Origin of the sequence: Novosphingobium capsulatum NBRC 12533 (assembly GCF_001598375.1) — a bacterium.
Classification (GTDB): Bacteria; Pseudomonadota; Alphaproteobacteria; order Sphingomonadales; family Sphingomonadaceae; genus Novosphingobium; species Novosphingobium capsulatum.
In genome coordinates, this window is record NZ_BCYV01000007.1 from 73,231 (window position 1) to 90,251 (window position 17,021).

Consider the following 17,021-nt stretch of genomic DNA (forward strand, 5'->3'; position numbering starts at 1 on the left):
CGCCACGGGGTCAGCGCTGCACCGCTTCCTCATTGCCCGCGCGGCGCTGCTTGATCGCATCGATCACCGGCACGAAGGGGAACATGAACTGTTCGCGGATGGTCAGGCGGCGCCGCTCGTCCTGGCCGACCAGGATGCCCTCGCCCTCGCGATAGGTGCCCAGCACGCGATCGATCAGAATCATCGAGTTGGCATAGTTGCAGCGGGTTTCTTCATAGCCCACCGAATGGTGCAGGCTGTGATGGCGGATCGTGGTGAAGAAGAACGAATAGAACCACGGCGGATCAGACTTGACGTTGGCATGGGCAAATCCGGCCACCACGTTGCCCACGCTCGCCGCACACAGGATCGCCACCGGGCTGAAATCGAGCAGCGTAATCACGCCCAGGCTGATCAGGAACAGTTCCAGCGGATTGCCGACATAGCCCTTGAGCGCGTTCAACTGGGTGATGTGGTGGTGCGGCGCATGGGTCAGCCACAGCGGCGTCCAGTTATGCATCGCGCGATGCATCCAGTATTGGCCGAATTCGAACAGGAAGAAGATCAGCCCGACCTGCGCCAGGAACGGCAGGTGTTCCAGCCACGGCGTGGACAGCCCGGCGCTGGCCTTGGCCGCCTTCATCGGGGCATCGGCAAAGAAATCGGTCGCGCGCGAAATCACCGTGGAACTAAGCACGACATAGAAGGTGTCGGTAAAGAACTCGCGCCAGTTCATCCGCCAATCGGCGTGGCGTTCGAACAGCCATTCCAGCAACAGCAGCCAGGCCGAAATGGCCGTGGCCATGATAGTGAGCGTCCAGGGATAATCGATCACGCTCTTGGGCGCATAGGCCCAGAACAGGATCACTGCCAAAAGCGTGGCGGGCGGGATCAGCCCGATCAGCCGCTGTTTCATGTCTGTCCCATCCATGGCGAAGCTCTGTTACGAAATTCTGGAAAATAGCGGGACCCCGGATCAAGTCCGGGGTGACGCTTCCTGTCGTCACGATCCATTCACGCAGCAACAGGAAGCGGGCTTTTCACGTCACTTGTAGTGGAAGGTCATTTCCAGGCCGACACGGCGTGGCGTCAGGACGCCATAGGCATAGAACCGTTCCACCACGCCGCTGCGGGCGCGGTTATAGGAACTGGTGTCGTTCTCCACCGCCGTCACGGCATACTTGTCAAAGATATTGTCGGCATAGACGCCCACATCGAACATCGGGCTGTGATAGGTGACCGAGGCACGGTGCGTGGTATAGGCCGGGATCACTTCGCCATTGCCGCGCAGGCCGACGCGGGAATAGATGTCGCCGGTATAGGTCATCGCCCAGGTCGCTTCGATATCGCGGCCCTCGGTCAGCGGGTAGGTATAGGTGGCCCCAACGCTGCCCGAATGCTTGGTCGAACCCGGCAGACGATCGCCGGCAAAGGCATCATAGTTGACCCCACTGCTCACCACGATGCCCGGGGCATCGGCGGTAAGGTGCGCGTCGTTGTAGGAATAGGTGCCATCGATCGTCAGTTGCGGCGTGATCTTGAGGTGGCCCGAGAAATCGATGCCCTTCGACACGGCGGTGCTGCCGTTTACAGTGATGCCCACCGCGCCGTTGACCGTCTGGCTAGGCACCTGCACGCCCGCCCAGGTGACGATGAAGCCGCTCAAGGTGAACTGGAACTTCCGGTCAAACAACGACCCGCGCAGGCCCAGTTCACGGTTGCGCGTCTTGTCCGGGCCATAGGCCAGCTCGTTGGGCAGTGCGCAGACGTTCTGCACCTTGGGATCAAGCGGCAGCACGCATGGCGCCACGCGGTTCACGTTGCCGGTGCGATAACCCGTGCTGTAGGTGAAATAGGCCATGAGATCGGGGCTGAACTTGTAAGACGTGTTGGCCTTCCAGACAAAGCCGTCCTTGCCCGTGCTGCCCGACTTGATGCGCTGCGGGGCGAAGACCACCAGCGGATACGGCGTATATTTGCTGAACAGCGGCGTATCCGTGCCGCCCTCGGCAAAGGCGTCATACTTGAAGTAGCGCAAGCCGCCGGTAACCTGCCAATCCTTGGTGATGTGGAACGTGCCTTCGCCATAGGCCGCCTTTTCCTTGGTGCGGGTGTTGACGAACGACATGTATTCCAGATTGTCGGGGCGATAGATGCCGGCCCAATCGGGATAACCGGGCACATATTCGCGATACTGCGAACCATAGCGCATGTTGTTGTAGAACCCGCCAAGCACCCAGCTGAACGGGCCGCCGTGGGTGGAAACCAGGCGCACTTCCTCGTTGAACTGGTGATAGTTCGAGGTTGCCTGGTTGTAGGACGAAAACTCTGGAAAGGCTTCATAGCCATAGTCCAGATCCAGCAGCAGGTCGGTGTTGTCGCGCTGGGTATAGATCTTCTGGTTGGTAAAGGCGGTGGTCGCCACCAGCTGGGCCACGTCGAACACGTTGACGTTGAACTCGGCCGAATAGAGGTCCGACGTGCGGTTGGTCGGTTCCAGATAGCGCCACGGCGCTTCATACTTGCCAGTGCCCAGCACGCCAGCGCCGTTGGCCTGGCGGCCCTGCGTCTTGGTGATCTGGTGGGCATAGGTCAGATAGACCTTGAAGTCCGGGCTGGCTTCCAGCAGCAGCTGGTTGCGCGTGGTGAAGGTGTGTTCATAGTTCACATCCTTCTTGGAATAGAAATTCGCCGCGCGCTGGGCCGCCGTGCCGAACGAACCCTCGGCCGCCGTGGCGCCGCGCACCGGCTGCGGATCGGAAACGCCCGGTTGGCGCAGCAGGTAGTTGTAATCGATGAAGCCGGGGTTGTCGTAATAGCCCACGGTGCTGCGCAGCGCGATGTGGTCCTTCACGATCGGGATATTGACCGTGCCATCGGCGTTCACGCCCGCTTCGCTGCTGTGGCTTTCGCCAAACCAGCGGCCATGCAGATCGACGCTGTAGTGGTCGGTATCGGGCCGGTTGGGCATATAGCGCACCGCGCCGGCCAGCGTGCCCAGGCCATAGAGCGTGCCCTGCGGGCCCTGCAACACTTCAACGTGGTCGATATCGAGCAGCTTGAAATCGAGATAAAGCGGCACTTCGCCGAGATAGACACCCACCGCGCTGTTGGCGCTAGCGCCTTCCACGCTGGAATCGCCCGAATTGATGCCGCGCAGCACGATCTTGCCGGTGGAGCCCGGCCCGGTATCGGCCACGGTCATGCCCGGCGTAAACGCGGCGAGCGACTTTACGTCGTCGATGCGCTGGCGGGCGAGTTCCTGCGGGCTGACCGCGCTGATGTTGATCGGTGCATCCTGCAAGGTGGTGGCGCGCCGCGTGGCCGTCACCACGATATAGTTGGCGTCACTGCCGGCAGCCGCTGCGGCGTCGGCCGCCGGCTCGCCTTGCGGTTGCGGGGCTGCCTGCGCATAGGCCGAATGCGGCGCCAGTGCCGGGATAAGCAGCATCGTGGCGCTCAGCAGGTTCGTTCGGAAAGATCGCTTGGTCACTTCAGCCCCTCGCTTTGTTCTCAAAAAGCCTGTGCTGTGACATCCCCTCCCAGGGATCAGCCCGCTTGCCGGGCAAGTGCCGACCGCTAACCGGCCTGGCACCAAGATTTGCGTGGCAAGCGAACCCATCCGGCTCGCTTGCGCCTGCCTTGCCAAAAGTGGTCGGGATCGAAACGCGGCGCCAGGCCCTGGCAGGGTGGGAGCGCTTGCTGTCGCTCCGACAGTCAACAACCGGCCTGAAATCCGCACTATTACCCATCGCCCGCACCGCAACGCGGCGTGGCTCTGGTGACCCGCTCTTGGTATATTTATTGTGTCGCCCTGAACTATCGACACCTGCCACGGTACCGATATTACATAATCGGTCAAGCGTAATAATTTTCGTGGCATTCAGTATGATTCACTCACAGGAAATACGAGGAAACCCGCCATTTTTCCTCGCACTTGCGGCATAGCGGGGTACCGTCACCGCACACGCACGGCCCACAGCGATGCCATTGCTGGCCCAAATTGCCGCTTGATTCGCGACTCAACCTGGCGTCAAAGTGTGATCGCTGCACAGCATGCAGCTCACGAGATATGGCGATGAACGCTGGATAGGCGGCGTATATGTCGCTTCCAGCATGGCGATGCCAGAACGCGTGGCTGCATTTCTCACCCATGGGGCGCGTTATTACAAAAATGACGATGGGTAATATTTTTGCCATGGACAAGGGTGGGCTTTGCAACCATGGTGCAGTGCGAAAGGGGCGCGAATCATGATGAAGATGATCGGCACGGCGGGTAAGATCGCACTTCTGGCCAGCACACTGATGATGGCGTCATGCTCCTCGGCACCCGATGCCGGAGCCGCGAAGAAAACCGAATTCAATATCGGCTGGTCGATCTATGCCGGCTGGATGCCATGGCCCTATGCGCAGCAGGCAGGTATCGTCAAGAAATGGGCCGATAAGTACGGCATCAAGATCAATATTGTTCAGGTGAACGACTATGTCGAATCCGTGAACCAATATAACGCCGGCAAGTTTGATGGTGTTACCGTCACCAACATGGATGCGCTGACCATCCCTGCCGCCGGGGGCAAGGATACCAGCGCGATCATCGTCGGCGACTATTCCAACGGCAACGATGGCGTCCTGCTCAAAGGTGCCAATTCGGTTGCTGCCCTCAAGGGTAAGCAGATCTACCTGGTCGAGCTCTCGGTGTCGCACTACCTGCTCGCCCGCGCCCTGGGATCGGCCGGCCTGTCGCTCAGCGATGTCAAGACAATCAATACGTCAGACGCTGATATCGTGGGCGCCTTTTCCAGCCCCGATGCCCAGGCCGCAGTGGCCTGGAACCCGCAGCTGTCGGTCATGCGCGGGCAGCCGGGCGCCAACGAGGTGTTTTCCTCGGCACAGATTCCGGGCGAAATCCTCGATCTGATGGCGGTGGATACCGCCACGCTCAAGGCCAATCCCGCGCTGGGCAAGGCACTGGCCGGCATCTGGTATGAAACCATGGCGCTGATGAAACGCCAGGACGCCCAGGGTAAGGAAGCGCGCGCCGCAATGGCCAAGCTCGCCGGGACCACGCCCGATGTGTTTGACAAGCAGCTGACCACCACGTTCCTCTATGACCAGCCCGCCGCAGCAGTGGCCGCGGCAGACAGCCCGGCGCTGGTCACGACGATGACGCGGGTGCGCGATTTCAGCTTTTCCAAGGGCCTGTTCAAGGGCGCCAGCTCGGCCGACGCGGTCGGCATGGCCTTTCCGGGTGGCAAGACGCTGGGCGATCCCGCCCATGTCACGCTGCGCTTTGACGACAGCTTCATGAAGCTGGCCGCCGCCGGCAAGCTCTGATCCGGCGGTTCTAATCCGGCAGGCCCGGCACGCTGCCGGGGCTTGCCGTCTGTTTCCAAGGGGTTCACGCGATGCGCTGGGTCAACCGCAAGATGCGCCGCAATGACAGGATGATCGCCGGCGCGGTCCCGATCCTGGCGCTGCTGGTGCTCTATCTCGTCATGGCGGCGCAGCGCCACGCGCTCAACCCCAGTGACAAGATCCTGCCGCTGCCCGATGCCATGGCGCGCGGCCTTTCGGCCCTGCTGTTTCAGGCCGATCCGCTTTCGGGCCACTTCCTGTTCTGGACCGACACGTTCGCCAGCCTTCAGCGGCTGGGTCTGGGCCTGGGCATCGCCACGCTGGGCGCGCTGGTCGCCGGGCTGGTGCTGGGCGTGTTGCCGCCGGTGCGCGCCACGCTGGGGCCACTGGTCACCGCGATTGCGGTGATCCCGCCGATCGCGCTGCTGCCGGTCTTGTTCATCGCGCTGGGCCTGGGTGAAACGGCCAAGGTGGCGCTGATCGTGGTGGGCATCGCCCCGCCGATGATCCGCGACATCACCGATCATATCGCCAGCCTGCCGCGCGAACAGATTATCAAGGCGCAGACCCTGGGGGCCAGCAGCTGGCAGATCATGATCCGCGTTGCCCTGCCCCAGGCCATGCCGCGCCTGATCCAGGCGGTGCGCTTGGCGCTTGGGCCGGCCTGGGTGTTCCTCATCTCGGCCGAGGCGATCGCCGCCGATACTGGCCTCGGCTATCGCATCTTCCTGGTGCGGCGCTACCTCGCGATGGACGTGATCATCCCCTACGTCGCGTGGATCGCGCTTCTGGCGATTACCCTGGACTTTGCCCTGTCCCTCGCCAGCCGCCGCCTGTTTCCCTGGGCTCATGGAGCAAGCCATTGACCGCGCTCCTTTCCCTTCGCGATATCTGGGTCGAATTCGGGGACAAGATCGTCCTGGAAAAGATCAATCTCGATGTGGCGGCCGGCAGTTTCGTCTCGATCGTCGGGCCATCGGGCGCGGGCAAGAGCAGCCTGCTACGCCTGGTCCTGGGGCAAGAGGCGCCAAGCCGGGGCACGATCAGCCTGGATGGCGCGGTGCTGCCGCCCGAATGCGGCCCCGATCGCGGTGTGGTGTTTCAGCGCTATTCGGTGTTTCCCCATCTCACCGCCTTGCAGAACACCATGTTCGGCCTGGAATGCGCGCAAGCGCCGCTGCTCGCGCGCCTGTTTGGCAGCGCCCGTCGCGCTGCGCGCGACGAGGCTGTCGCCATGCTCGAGGCGGTTGGCCTGGGCGATGCACTGCAGCTCTATCCGGCGCAAATGTCAGGCGGGATGCAGCAGCGCCTGGCGATTGCCCAGGCCTTGCTCAAGCGGCCGCGCATCCTCTTGCTGGATGAGCCGTTCGGCGCGCTCGATCCAGGTATCCGTGCTGACATGCACGTATTGATCCGCCGCCTGTGGCGCGAACACGCGCTGACGGTGATCATGGTCACCCACGACATCCGCGAGGCGTTCTCGCTCGGCACCCGCGTGCTAGCGCTCGACAAGCGCCGCCACGATCCCCACGCGCCGCACCGCTATGGCGCCACAGTGGTCTATGACCTGCCGCTGCGCCCGCGCGAAGACGAAGCGCCGGCCGAAACCGCCGAGCCGGAAGACAAGACGCCGCCGCAAAAGGTGGCCGTATGACAAGAGAGGAACTCGCATGAGCAGCGAACCCGCCAGCCTGGCGCGGCTCAGCATGAGCTTGCCGGCCGATCTGTTCCGCAAGCTCGACATGATGGTGGAAGAGCGCCAGTTGCCCTCGCGCTCGCAACTGATTGCCGAGCTGATCCGCCACGCCCTGGCCGACCACGAAGCGCTGACCCGCCCGGACGAGATGCTCGCCGGCACGATCACCATGGTCTATCGCGGTGACCGTGGCCGCGTGCGCCACCAGCTGGCGCAGACCCAGGCCGATTACCTCAAGGAGGTGATTTCCGCCCAGCACGTGTTCCTGGAAGACGACCAGAGCTTGGAAGTCCTGCTCGTTCAGGGTCCGGCCGTGCGGCTGAAAGAACTTTCCGATGCGCTGCGCCGCGTGCGCGGCGTGCAACAGCTTGAACTTGTCACCACCACTGCCCTGCTGCCGCCGATCTATGTTCAGGACGACGGCAAGAGCACCAGCAATGGAGCGGCCGCATGACCGATACGCTCACCCCTTCCCCGGCCCCAACCCCGGCCGCAACCCCGGCCGCCGCCGGAGGCAACCTCGCCAACCCGCTTGCCGCGCGCGATCATGCCCGCAGCATGGGCGGCACCGTGGTGGAAACCATGCCGGTGCTGCCGCCCAAGGCTGATGATCTGCCCGAGGGGGTCGATCCGGCAGACCTGGTGTGGGAAGAAACCACCGCTGCCGGCGGCTATGCCACGCGGGTTCTGGCACGCGGCACGCGGCTGCGCCTGATCGATACGCGCGGCGATGCCTGCGCCGGGCTGCAAGTATTCAACGCCGCCATGCCGACCGAGCGGCTCAACGTGGCCGATACGGTCAAGGTGCAGTGGAACGCCTATCTCGGCGCGGGCAAGCTCCTGCTGTCGGACATGGGCCGCGTGCTGCTCAGCATCGTGGAGGATGATGCCGGCACGCACGATTGCTTTGCCGGCACATCGAACGCGGCCAGCAATGCTGCCAAATATGGCGAGGGCCGCAACAGCGGCGCCTGCCCCAACGGGCGCGATCGGTTCCTGCTCGGCGCAGCCAAGCATGGCCTGACACGGCGCGACGTGCATCCCTGCATCAACCTGTTCAAGGGCACACGGATCGAGGAAGACGGCACGATCACGCCGCTGGTCGGCCCGTTTGCGCCCGGCCGGCAGGTGCTGCTGCGCGCCGAAATGGACGTGATCGTGGTCATTGCCAATGTGCCCCACGTGCTTGATCCGCGCGCGGAATACAGCGTCACCCCGCTGCGCGCCACCGCCTGGCGCGGGCCGGCAACGCTGGGCAACGATCCCATCCGCAACGCGACACCCGAAGGCCTGCGCGCCTTCCTCAATGTCGAAGACTATTTCCGCCGCTAAACGCGAAGGACGGATTGCGATGTCAACCGATACCCATCTTGCCGGCCTGTCCGGAACCATCGTGCATGACGAGATCGTGCCCGCCCGCGCCCCCTGGCTCTATCATGTCGCCAAGGGGCAGACGCTGCGCATCGTCGATCTGGAAGGCAACCAGGCGGTCGATTTCCTGCTCTACAGCGCGGCCGACGATGCCGAGCGCTATTCCGCGCAGGATACCGTGGCGGCGCAGGGCAACCTGTTCCTGCGCGCGGGCACCACGCTGTTGTCCAACGAAGGGCGCCCGATGATGACCATCGCGGCCAGCGCGGTGGACTATCACGATACGATTGGCGGGGCCTGTTCGTGCGAATCCAACACCTTGCGCTATGGTCATCACACCAAGTGGCAACATGCCTGCGTCGAAAACTTCCTCGAGGCCAACCTGTGGGAAGGGCGCGGCAAGCGGGACATCGTGTCGAACATCAACTTCTTCATGAACGTGCCGGTGGAAGCCGATGGCGCGCTGGGCATCGTCGACGGGATTTCCGCGCCGGGCCTGACGGTGGACCTCAAGGCCGAGATGGACGTGGTGGTCGTCGTGTCCAACTGCCCGCAGATCAACAATCCCTGCAATGCGTTCAATCCCACCCCCGTGCGCATGATCGTGGCGGCATGATGTTCGATACCGTCCTCATCGCCAATCGTGGCGCGATCGCCACCCGGATCATCCGCACCCTGCGCCAGATGGGCCTGCGCTCTGTCGCTGTCTATTCCGAGGCGGACGAGGGATCGGCCCATGTCGCCCTGGCGGACGAGGCCGTGTGCATCGGCCCGGCACGCGCCAGCGAAAGCTATCTCAACATTCCCGCGATCATCGCTGCGGCCAAGCAGACCGGCGCCGGCGCGATCCACCCCGGCTATGGCTTCCTGGCCGAAAACGTCGAATTTGCCGATGCCTGCGCGGCAGAAGGCATTGTCTTCATCGGCCCCACGCCTGACAATATCCGCACCTTCGGCCTCAAGCACAGCGCGCGCGAACTGGCCAAGGCCCATGGCGTACCGCTGGCGCCGGGCAGCGACCTGCTGACCAGCGAGGACGAAGCGGTGGAGGCGGCGGCGGCCATCGGCTATCCCATCATGCTCAAGGCCACGGCCGGCGGTGGCGGCATCGGCATGCGCGTGTGCGAGAGCGAGGCCGACGTGCGCGAGGGCTTTGCCACCGTGGCGCGCCTGGGGCAGAGCAATTTTGGTGACGCCGGCGTGTTCCTGGAACGCTATGTGCGCCGCGCCCGCCATGTCGAAGTGCAGATCTTTGGCGATGGCGCGGGGCGCATCGTCGCCCTGGGCGAGCGCGATTGCTCGCTGCAACGCCGCAACCAGAAAGTGGTCGAAGAAGCCCCTGCCCCGCTGCTGCCCGAAAGCGTGCGCGCCGATCTCTATGCAGCGGCCATTCGCCTGGGCGAGGCGGCGCGCTACCGCTCGGCCGGGACGGTAGAATTTCTCTACGATGCCGATCGCAAAGAGTTCTTTTTCCTGGAAATGAACACCCGGCTCCAGGTCGAACACGGCGTGACCGAAGAGGTTATGGGCATCGACCTGGTCGCATGGATGGTACGCGGCGGCGCTGGCGACTTCACGTTTCTGGACAGCGCGCCCACAACGCCATCGGGTCATTCGGTGCAGGTGCGTCTCTATGCCGAAGATCCCGCGCTGGACTACCGCCCCACTTCCGGCACGCTGACGGCAGTGGAATTTCCCGCCGATATCCGCACCGAAACCTGGGTGGTCGCGGGCACCGAGGTAAGCGCATGGTACGATCCCATGCTGGCCAAGCTGATCGTGCATGCCCCTACCCGCGAAGCGGCCGTGGCGGCGATGCAGCAGGCGCTGGCCGCCACGCGCATCGATGGCATCGAAACCAACCTGCGCTGGCTGCGCCAGGTGGTGGCGAGCCCGGCGTTCACCAGCGGCGAGGTTTCCACCCGCGTGCTCGACACGATCAGCTTCGTGCCTGCCAGCCTGCGCGTAATCGCCGGCGGCACGGCCACCACGGTGCAGGACTGGCCCGGCCGCCAGCATCTGTGGGCTGTGGGCGTGCCGCCCTCCGGGCCGATGGACGATCAATCGTTCCGCCTGGGCAACCGCCTGCTGGGCAATCCCGAAGGCATGGCTGGCCTCGAAATGACGCACACCGGGCCAACCCTGGCGTTCACCGCGCCCGCGCGCATCTGCCTGACCGGGGCCGATTTCGGCGCGACGCTCGATGGCGTGGCCGTGCCGCTGGGCGAGGTTATTGCCGTATCCGCCGGGCAGACGCTGGCCACGGGCCGCACGCGCGGCGGCGGCATGCGCGGCTATCTGCTGATCGGCGGTGGCCTCGACATCGCGCCCTACCTTGGCAGTCGCGCCACGTTCGAACTGGGCCAGTTCGGCGGCCATGCCGCGCGGCGCCTGGTGGCGGGCGATGTGCTGCACCTGGGCGGCGAGGAAACCGCTGCCCCGCTGCCGGCGGTGGAACTGCCCGCCATGGGCAGCGAATGGACGCTGCGCGTGCTCTATGGCCCGCACGGCGCGCCCGATTTCTTCACTGATGAAGACATCGCGATGGTCGTCGGCGCCGATTGGCAGGTGCACTACAACTCCAACCGCACCGGGGTGCGCCTGATCGGCCCCAAGCCGCAATGGGCACGCGCCGATGGGGGCGAGGCCGGGCTGCATCCCTCGAACATCCACGACAATCCTTATGCCATTGGCGCGGTGGATTTCACCGGCGACATGCCGATCATTCTTGGCCCTGATGGCCCGTCGCTGGGCGGGTTCGTCTGCCCCTTCGTGGTGATCGCGGCCGATCGCTGGAAGATCGGGCAACTGGTGCCAGGCGATCGCCTGCGCTTCGTGCCCGTGTCCATCGCCGATGCGCAGGCCGCCGATGCGGCGCAGCGCGCGCTGGTGGCCGATGGCACGCCCCCGGCGCCGCGCCCCGCGCGCGAGATCGAGACGCTTTCGCCGATCCTGGCGGAGATCGCCGGGCACGGCACGCGCCCGCGTACGGTCTATCGCCAGCAGGGTGATCGCAATATCCTGGTCGAATACGGCCCGATCACGCTCGATATCGAGTTGCGCATCCGCGTGCACGCCTTGATGACCGAGCTGGAACGCATGGCGCTGCCCGGCGTGATTGACGTTGTGCCGGGCATCCGCTCGCTGCAGGTCCATTTCGACGGGCAAAGCCTCGATCAGCAAGCCGTGCTCGCCGCGCTGATGGAGGCGGAGGAGCGCCTGGGCGATCTGGAAGATTTCACCATCCCCTCGCGCATCGTCCACTTGCCGTTGAGCTGGCGCGATCCGGCCACGCTCGAAACCATCCAGAAGTACATGGGCGCGGTGCGCGACGATGCGCCGTGGTGCCCCGACAACATCGAGTTCATCCGCCGCGTCAACGGCTTGCCCGATGCCGCCACGGTGGAGAACCTGATCTTCGAGGCCAACTACCTCGTCATGGGCCTGGGTGACGTGTACCTGGGCGCACCGGTCGCCACGCCGGTCGATCCGCGCCACCGCCTGGTTACCACCAAGTACAACCCGGCCCGCACCTGGACCCCGCCCAACGTCGTTGGCATCGGCGGCGCCTATATGTGCATCTATGGCATGGAGGGGCCGGGCGGATACCAGCTGTTTGGCCGCACCATCCAGGTGTGGAACACCCACCGCCAGACCGACGCCTTTATCGAGGGCAAGCCCTGGCTGCTGCGCTTCTTCGACCAGATCCGCTTCTATCCAGTAAGCGCCGAGGAACTGGTGGAATGGCGCCGCGACTTTCCCACCGGGCGCCGGTCGATCAAAATCGAGCCATCGGAGTTTCGCCTGGCCGATTATCGCCAGTTCCTGGCCGACAACGCCGCTGAAATCGCCGCGTTCGAAGCCCAGCGCGTGGCCGCTTTCGACGCGGAACGCGCCGAGTGGCAACGCCGTGGCGAGTTCGACCGCGTGACGGACCTGGCCGATGCCGATGCCCCCGTGGCCGGCACGGTGGATGTGCCCGATGGCGCCGACCTGGTGGAAGCGCCCTTTGGCGGCAGCGTGTGGAAGCTGCTCGTCGCCGAAGGAGACGAGGTCAAGGCTGGCGATACCATCGCCGTGCTGGAGGCGATGAAGATGGAATGCGCGGTTGAAAGCCCCGGCAGCGGCGTGGTCGCCGCGCTCTACATGCAGGAAAAGCAGGCCCTGCAACCCGGCGCGCCAATGCTCGCCCTACGCCGGCACGCGGCATGAGCGGGCCGGCACCGCGCCTATCGGCAGCCGCCCTCGCCCAGGCGGTTGGCGGCGGGCAAACCACAGCGCTCGCTGCGATGGAGCTGGCACTGGCGCGCATCGCGGCCTATGATGCCGTGCAGCCACAGATCTGGATCAGCCGCCCGGCCGATGCTGCCCTGCTGGACGCTGCCCGCGCCGTCGATGCGCGCGTGGCGGCGGGCGAACACCTGCCGCTGGCCGGCGTGCCCTTTGCGGTGAAAGACAATATCGACGCGGCGGGGCTCGATACCACTGCCGCCTGCCCGGCCTTTGCCTATAGCCCATCAGGATCGGCGACAGTCGTGGCCCGGCTTGAGGCGGCCGGCGCGATCTGCGTGGGCAAGACCAACCTCGATCAGTTTGCCACCGGCCTGGTCGGCACGCGCAGCCCCTATGGCATTCCGCGCAATGCCAGCAACCTGGCCTATGTCTCGGGCGGGTCCAGTTCTGGCTCGTCGATCGCGGTGGCCGCTGGCCTGGTACCGTTCGCGCTCGGCACCGATACCGCCGGATCGGGCCGCGTGCCCGCCGCGTTCAACCATCTGATCGGCATGAAGCCGAGCAAGGGCCGCTGGTCCACATCTGGACTGGTGCCTGCCTGCCGCTCGCTCGATTGCATTTCGGTTTTCACCGGCGATACCGCCGATGCGCGGCTGATCGATCATGTCGTCGCCGGCTATGACGCTGCCGATCCCTGGTCGAAATCGCTGGCCGACAAGCCGATCGCCGGCCGCGTGATCGGCGTGCCCAAGCGCGCACAGCGCCAGTGGTTTGGTGACGCGGAATCCGAATATTTCTATGACCGCGCGCTGGCCCAGCTGGCCGAAATCGGTACCCTGGTGGAAATCGACTATGCCCCGCTGCAAGAGGCAGCGCTGCTGCTCTATGGCGGGCCATGGGTGGCAGAGCGCACCGCCGCGCTGGCCCCGCTGCTGGCCAGCAACCCCGGCGCGATCGATCCCACCGTGCGCGCCGTGGTCGAACCCGGCCTGGAAAAAAGCGCGGTCGAGCTGTTCAACGGCATCTATCGCCTGGCCGAATTGAAGCGCCATGCCGACCAGCTGTGGGACGAGATCGACGCACTGGCGTTCCCCACCACCGGCACGGCCTATCGCGTCGCCGAATTGCAGGCCGCGCCCATCGCGCTCAACAGCAACCTTGGCGCCTATACCAACTTCGTCAATCTGCTCGACATGGCGGCGCTCGCCGTGCCGGCCGGGGTGCGCCACAATGCCACCGGCTTTGGCATCACGCTGATCGGCCCGGCCGACAGCGACCGCGCGCTGCTCGATCTGGCCGATGCCTATCTTTCGGTGGCGCAACTGCCACCCCCACCCCCGCTCGATCTGGAGGGCAAGATGCAGACCGTGAAACTCGCCGTGGTTGGCGCCCATTTGAAGGACATGCCGCTGCACTGGCAGCTGACCAGCCGCAACGCCACCTTCGTGGAAGCGACCACCACCGCGCCCAGCTATCGCCTCTATGCCATGGCCGACAGCGTGCCGCCCAAGCCCGCGCTGATCCATGCCGGAGACGAAGGCGCGGCGATTGCGGTGGAAGTCTACGAACTGGGCGTGGCCGAGTTCGGCAGCTTTACCGTCGAAGTGCCCGCGCCGCTGGCGATCGGCACGGTCACCCTGGCCGATGGCAGCAGCGTCAAAGGCTTTGTCGCCGAACCCCGCGCGATCACCGGCGCGCAAGACATTACCGACCTCGGTGGCTGGCGCGCCTTCATTGCGCAGAAGGCCTGACCACCATCATATTTCGTCACCCCGGGCTTGATCCGGGGTCCCGCTTCCTTTGAGCGGCGGGAGAGCAAGCAAGCTGGACCCCGGACCAAGTCCGGGGTGACGAAGAGGAGGAAAGCCGATGAAGCGCTTTGTTGCCGCCACGCTCCTGGCGCTCGCCCCATTTACGGCCCCAATTGCCGCCCACGCCGCCCCCAAGCCCAAGGTTATCGCCGTGCCCGGCTTTGCCGATTTCCTGGCGGTTGACGGCAACACCGTCTGGGCCACCAATCGCGGCCGGGTGGAGCAATGGTCACTCACCGGCATGAAGGCGACAGTGCCGCTGGCCCATCCCTGCGGCGGCATGGCTATTGCCGCTGGCGCGCTGTGGGTCGCCAATTGCGCCGATCGCACCGTCAACCGCATCGACACCGCAACGGGCAAGCTTGTCGCCACGATTGCCAGCGGCATTGCCAACGACAAGGAAGGCGAACTCAATGTCGTGGCCGGCGCAGGCTCGATCTGGGTGGCGAGCGATGCCAAGGGCGTGGTCTCGCGCATCGATCCGGCCACCAACACGGTGATTGCCACCGTGCCGGTCGATCCCGGCAGCTGGTACATGGCCGCTGGCGAAGGCGCGATCTGGGTGGTCAGCGCCGCACAGCAAAGCCTGCAGCGCATCGATTCGGCCACCAACACCGTCACCGCGCGCACCCCGCTGGGCAAGGCGCCGGGTTTCCTGGCGGCCGGCGAAGGCAGCGTCTGGGTGCAGGAACAGGGCGATGGCACCCTGGCGCGTATCGACCCGAAGACCGGCGCGCTGCTTGGCCGGGTAAAGGTTGGCGAAAACCTCAAGTGGGGGGATATCGATACCGGCGCCGGCAAAGTGTGGCTGCGCACCACCGACGACCAGGTCTTTGCCGTGATCGACGCCCAGACCATGGCGATCGACGCGCGCGTGGGCAAGCCTGCGGGCAGCGGTGGCCTGCGCTTTGCCCCGGCAGGAATCTGGACATCGGCGCATGATGCCCACACGCTGACGTGGTGGCCGGGTGTGGCCGGTTACGGGAAGTAAGCGTTAGGGTTCCACCACCCCCCGACCCCCTCCTCTGAAGAGGAGGGGGAGTTAACATCCTGTTTTTAAGCCCCATCCTCTTTAGAGGAGGGGGTTTGGGGTTGGTGGAAACCACGCACCAACATCACTCCGTCACCCACCCCCCAGCCGTCGCCACATAAAGCCGCGCGACATTGAGGAACTGCTGCGCACGCGCCTGCACCAGCGCGGTGCTGGCGCGCTGCCAGGTGCGCCGGCTGTCGATCACCTGCAACACACCACTGTTGCCCACGTCAAAGCTCTTGCGCGACAGCGTGCGGGCGCGGTCGGCCACGGCCAGGGCATCCTGCTGCATCGCCACGCCTTGCGCATCGTTGTCGAGCGCGTGGAGCAGTTCCGCCACCTGGGCAAAGGCGGTCAGCACTGTCTGGCGATAAGTATGGTCGGCCGCCCGCGCCCGCGCCACGGCCGCCTCGCGCTGCGCCTTGAGCGTGCCGCCGTGAAAGATCGGCGCAGTCAGCCCGGCGAAGATATCATATCCGCGAAAGGCATTGGCGGTAAGATCGCCCAGCCCCGGCGCCCCTTGTTCCAGCGTCGCGCCCAGGGTGATGTTGGGATAGAGCCGCGCGGTGGCCACCCCAATCTCGGCCGTCGCGGCATGCAACTGCGCCTCGGCCGCGAGGATATCGGGCCGCTTGTGCACCAGCGCCGAAGGCAGCGAGACCGGCACTTGCGCTGGCAGGGAAAACTGCTCCAGCGTGAAATCGGTGGCACCCAGCGCATCGGGCGTGATGCCCAGCAACGTCGCCAGCATCGCCCGCGCCTGGGCCAGTTGCTGCTGCAAGGCAGGCAAGGCCGGCCGGTCTGCGGCAAGCTGGGCCTGCGCGCTCAGGACTTCTACCGCCGTGCCCTCGCCCCCCTGCTGGCGTTTTTGCATGAGGTCGAGATTGCGCGCGTCATCGCTGAGCAGCGCCTGCTGCGCGGCCATCTGGCTGCGGATCGCGGCGATGGTCAGCACCTGGTTCACCACCTGGCCGGCCAGCGCCAGATGCGCGGCCTCGGTCTGGCGCTGCTGCGCCAGGGCCAGCGCGCCGCTCTGTTCAGCCTGGCGCTTGAGGCCGCCGAACAGATCGAGGTCATAGCTGACGCCGCCGCCCACCGAATAGAGATGGAAATCGGGATTGCCATCCAGCCCCAGCGCGGGCGACGCGCCAAAGCCGAACGCGGCAAGGTTCACCTGCTGCTGTTCCGCGCGGGCATTGGCATCGATCTGCGGCGCGTGGCGGCCCAGCACGGCGCGCCATTGCGCCTGCGCCGCTGCCAATGTCGCATCGCTGGCGGCCAGGCTCTCGTTATGGGCCAGCGCCTGATCGACCAGCTGGTCGAGCGCATCGGAACCGAACGCGCGCCACCATTGCGCCTGCGGCCCTTCGCCCAGGCTGGCCTGCGGCGCGGCGCCGGCGGCAGGCGCGACATCGTCGGCCGCGCGATAGGCGGTGGCCACAGGGGCGGCCGGGCGATGGAAATCGGGGCCGACCGTGCATCCGGCAACCAGTGCAGCCGGGAAGAAAGCCAACGGAACAAGGCATCGTCTGGCGCGCATCGG

At 65.2% G+C, this 17,021-nt stretch carries 12 protein-coding genes; 9 read left to right on the plus strand and 3 right to left on the minus strand.

Going from position 1 to position 17,021, the window contains the following annotated elements:
* Positions 1-10 precede the first annotated feature (10 nt).
* Both SCA01S_RS05830 and SCA01S_RS05835 read right to left on the minus strand, forming a co-directional pair.
* Entirely contained in the window at positions 11-895 is an 885-nt protein-coding gene (locus SCA01S_RS05830) for a sterol desaturase family protein (RefSeq protein WP_062783867.1), read from the minus strand.
* Between the two features lie 129 nt (positions 896-1,024).
* Positions 1,025-3,430 carry a TonB-dependent receptor gene (locus SCA01S_RS05835; protein WP_062783870.1) on the minus strand — a complete coding sequence of 802 codons (2,406 nt, stop codon included), beginning with the start codon at positions 3,428-3,430 and terminating at the stop codon, positions 1,025-1,027.
* A gap of 800 nt (positions 3,431-4,230) precedes the next feature.
* Between SCA01S_RS05835 and SCA01S_RS05840 the strand changes: the two genes are divergently transcribed.
* From SCA01S_RS05840 to SCA01S_RS05880, 9 genes are all read left to right on the plus strand, one after another.
* Entirely contained in the window at positions 4,231-5,313 is a 1,083-nt protein-coding gene (locus SCA01S_RS05840; protein WP_062783873.1) for a putative urea ABC transporter substrate-binding protein, read from the plus strand.
* A 71-nt stretch (positions 5,314-5,384) separates the two neighbouring features.
* Positions 5,385-6,200 carry an ABC transporter permease gene (locus SCA01S_RS05845; protein WP_062783876.1) on the plus strand — a complete coding sequence of 272 codons (816 nt, stop codon included), beginning with the start codon at positions 5,385-5,387 and terminating at the stop codon, positions 6,198-6,200.
* On the plus strand, positions 6,197-6,988 hold the full coding sequence (locus tag SCA01S_RS05850; RefSeq protein ID WP_022677796.1) for an ABC transporter ATP-binding protein: 792 nt from the start codon (positions 6,197-6,199) through the stop codon (positions 6,986-6,988). The genes SCA01S_RS05845 and SCA01S_RS05850 overlap by 4 nt, the downstream gene beginning before the upstream one ends.
* A gap of 16 nt (positions 6,989-7,004) precedes the next feature.
* Positions 7,005-7,484 (plus strand): CopG family ribbon-helix-helix protein, encoded by a 480-nt coding sequence (locus SCA01S_RS05855; protein ID WP_022677795.1) that lies wholly within the window; start codon positions 7,005-7,007, stop codon positions 7,482-7,484.
* A gap of 104 nt (positions 7,485-7,588) precedes the next feature.
* Entirely contained in the window at positions 7,589-8,362 is a 774-nt protein-coding gene (locus tag SCA01S_RS05860) for an urea amidolyase associated protein UAAP1 (protein WP_062784285.1), read from the plus strand.
* A 19-nt stretch (positions 8,363-8,381) separates the two neighbouring features.
* Positions 8,382-9,017: an urea amidolyase associated protein UAAP2 gene (locus SCA01S_RS05865; protein WP_062783879.1), complete on the plus strand. Its 636-nt coding sequence runs from the start codon at positions 8,382-8,384 to the stop codon at positions 9,015-9,017.
* On the plus strand, positions 9,014-12,613 hold the full coding sequence (uca, locus tag SCA01S_RS05870) for an urea carboxylase (protein ID WP_062783882.1): 3,600 nt from the start codon (positions 9,014-9,016) through the stop codon (positions 12,611-12,613). Before SCA01S_RS05865 ends, uca begins: the two co-directional genes overlap by 4 nt.
* Entirely contained in the window at positions 12,610-14,385 is a 1,776-nt protein-coding gene (gene atzF, locus SCA01S_RS05875; RefSeq protein WP_062783885.1) for an allophanate hydrolase, read from the plus strand. The genes uca and atzF overlap by 4 nt, the downstream gene beginning before the upstream one ends.
* Before the next feature lie 118 nt (positions 14,386-14,503).
* Positions 14,504-15,436 (plus strand): Vgb family protein, encoded by a 933-nt coding sequence (locus tag SCA01S_RS05880; protein ID WP_062783888.1) that lies wholly within the window; start codon positions 14,504-14,506, stop codon positions 15,434-15,436.
* A gap of 124 nt (positions 15,437-15,560) precedes the next feature.
* On the opposite strand, the gene SCA01S_RS05885 is transcribed toward SCA01S_RS05880, so the two are convergent.
* Positions 15,561-17,018, minus strand: coding sequence for an efflux transporter outer membrane subunit (locus tag SCA01S_RS05885; protein WP_062783891.1), 1,458 nt, complete (start codon positions 17,016-17,018; stop codon positions 15,561-15,563).
* Positions 17,019-17,021: the final 3 nt, after the last annotated feature.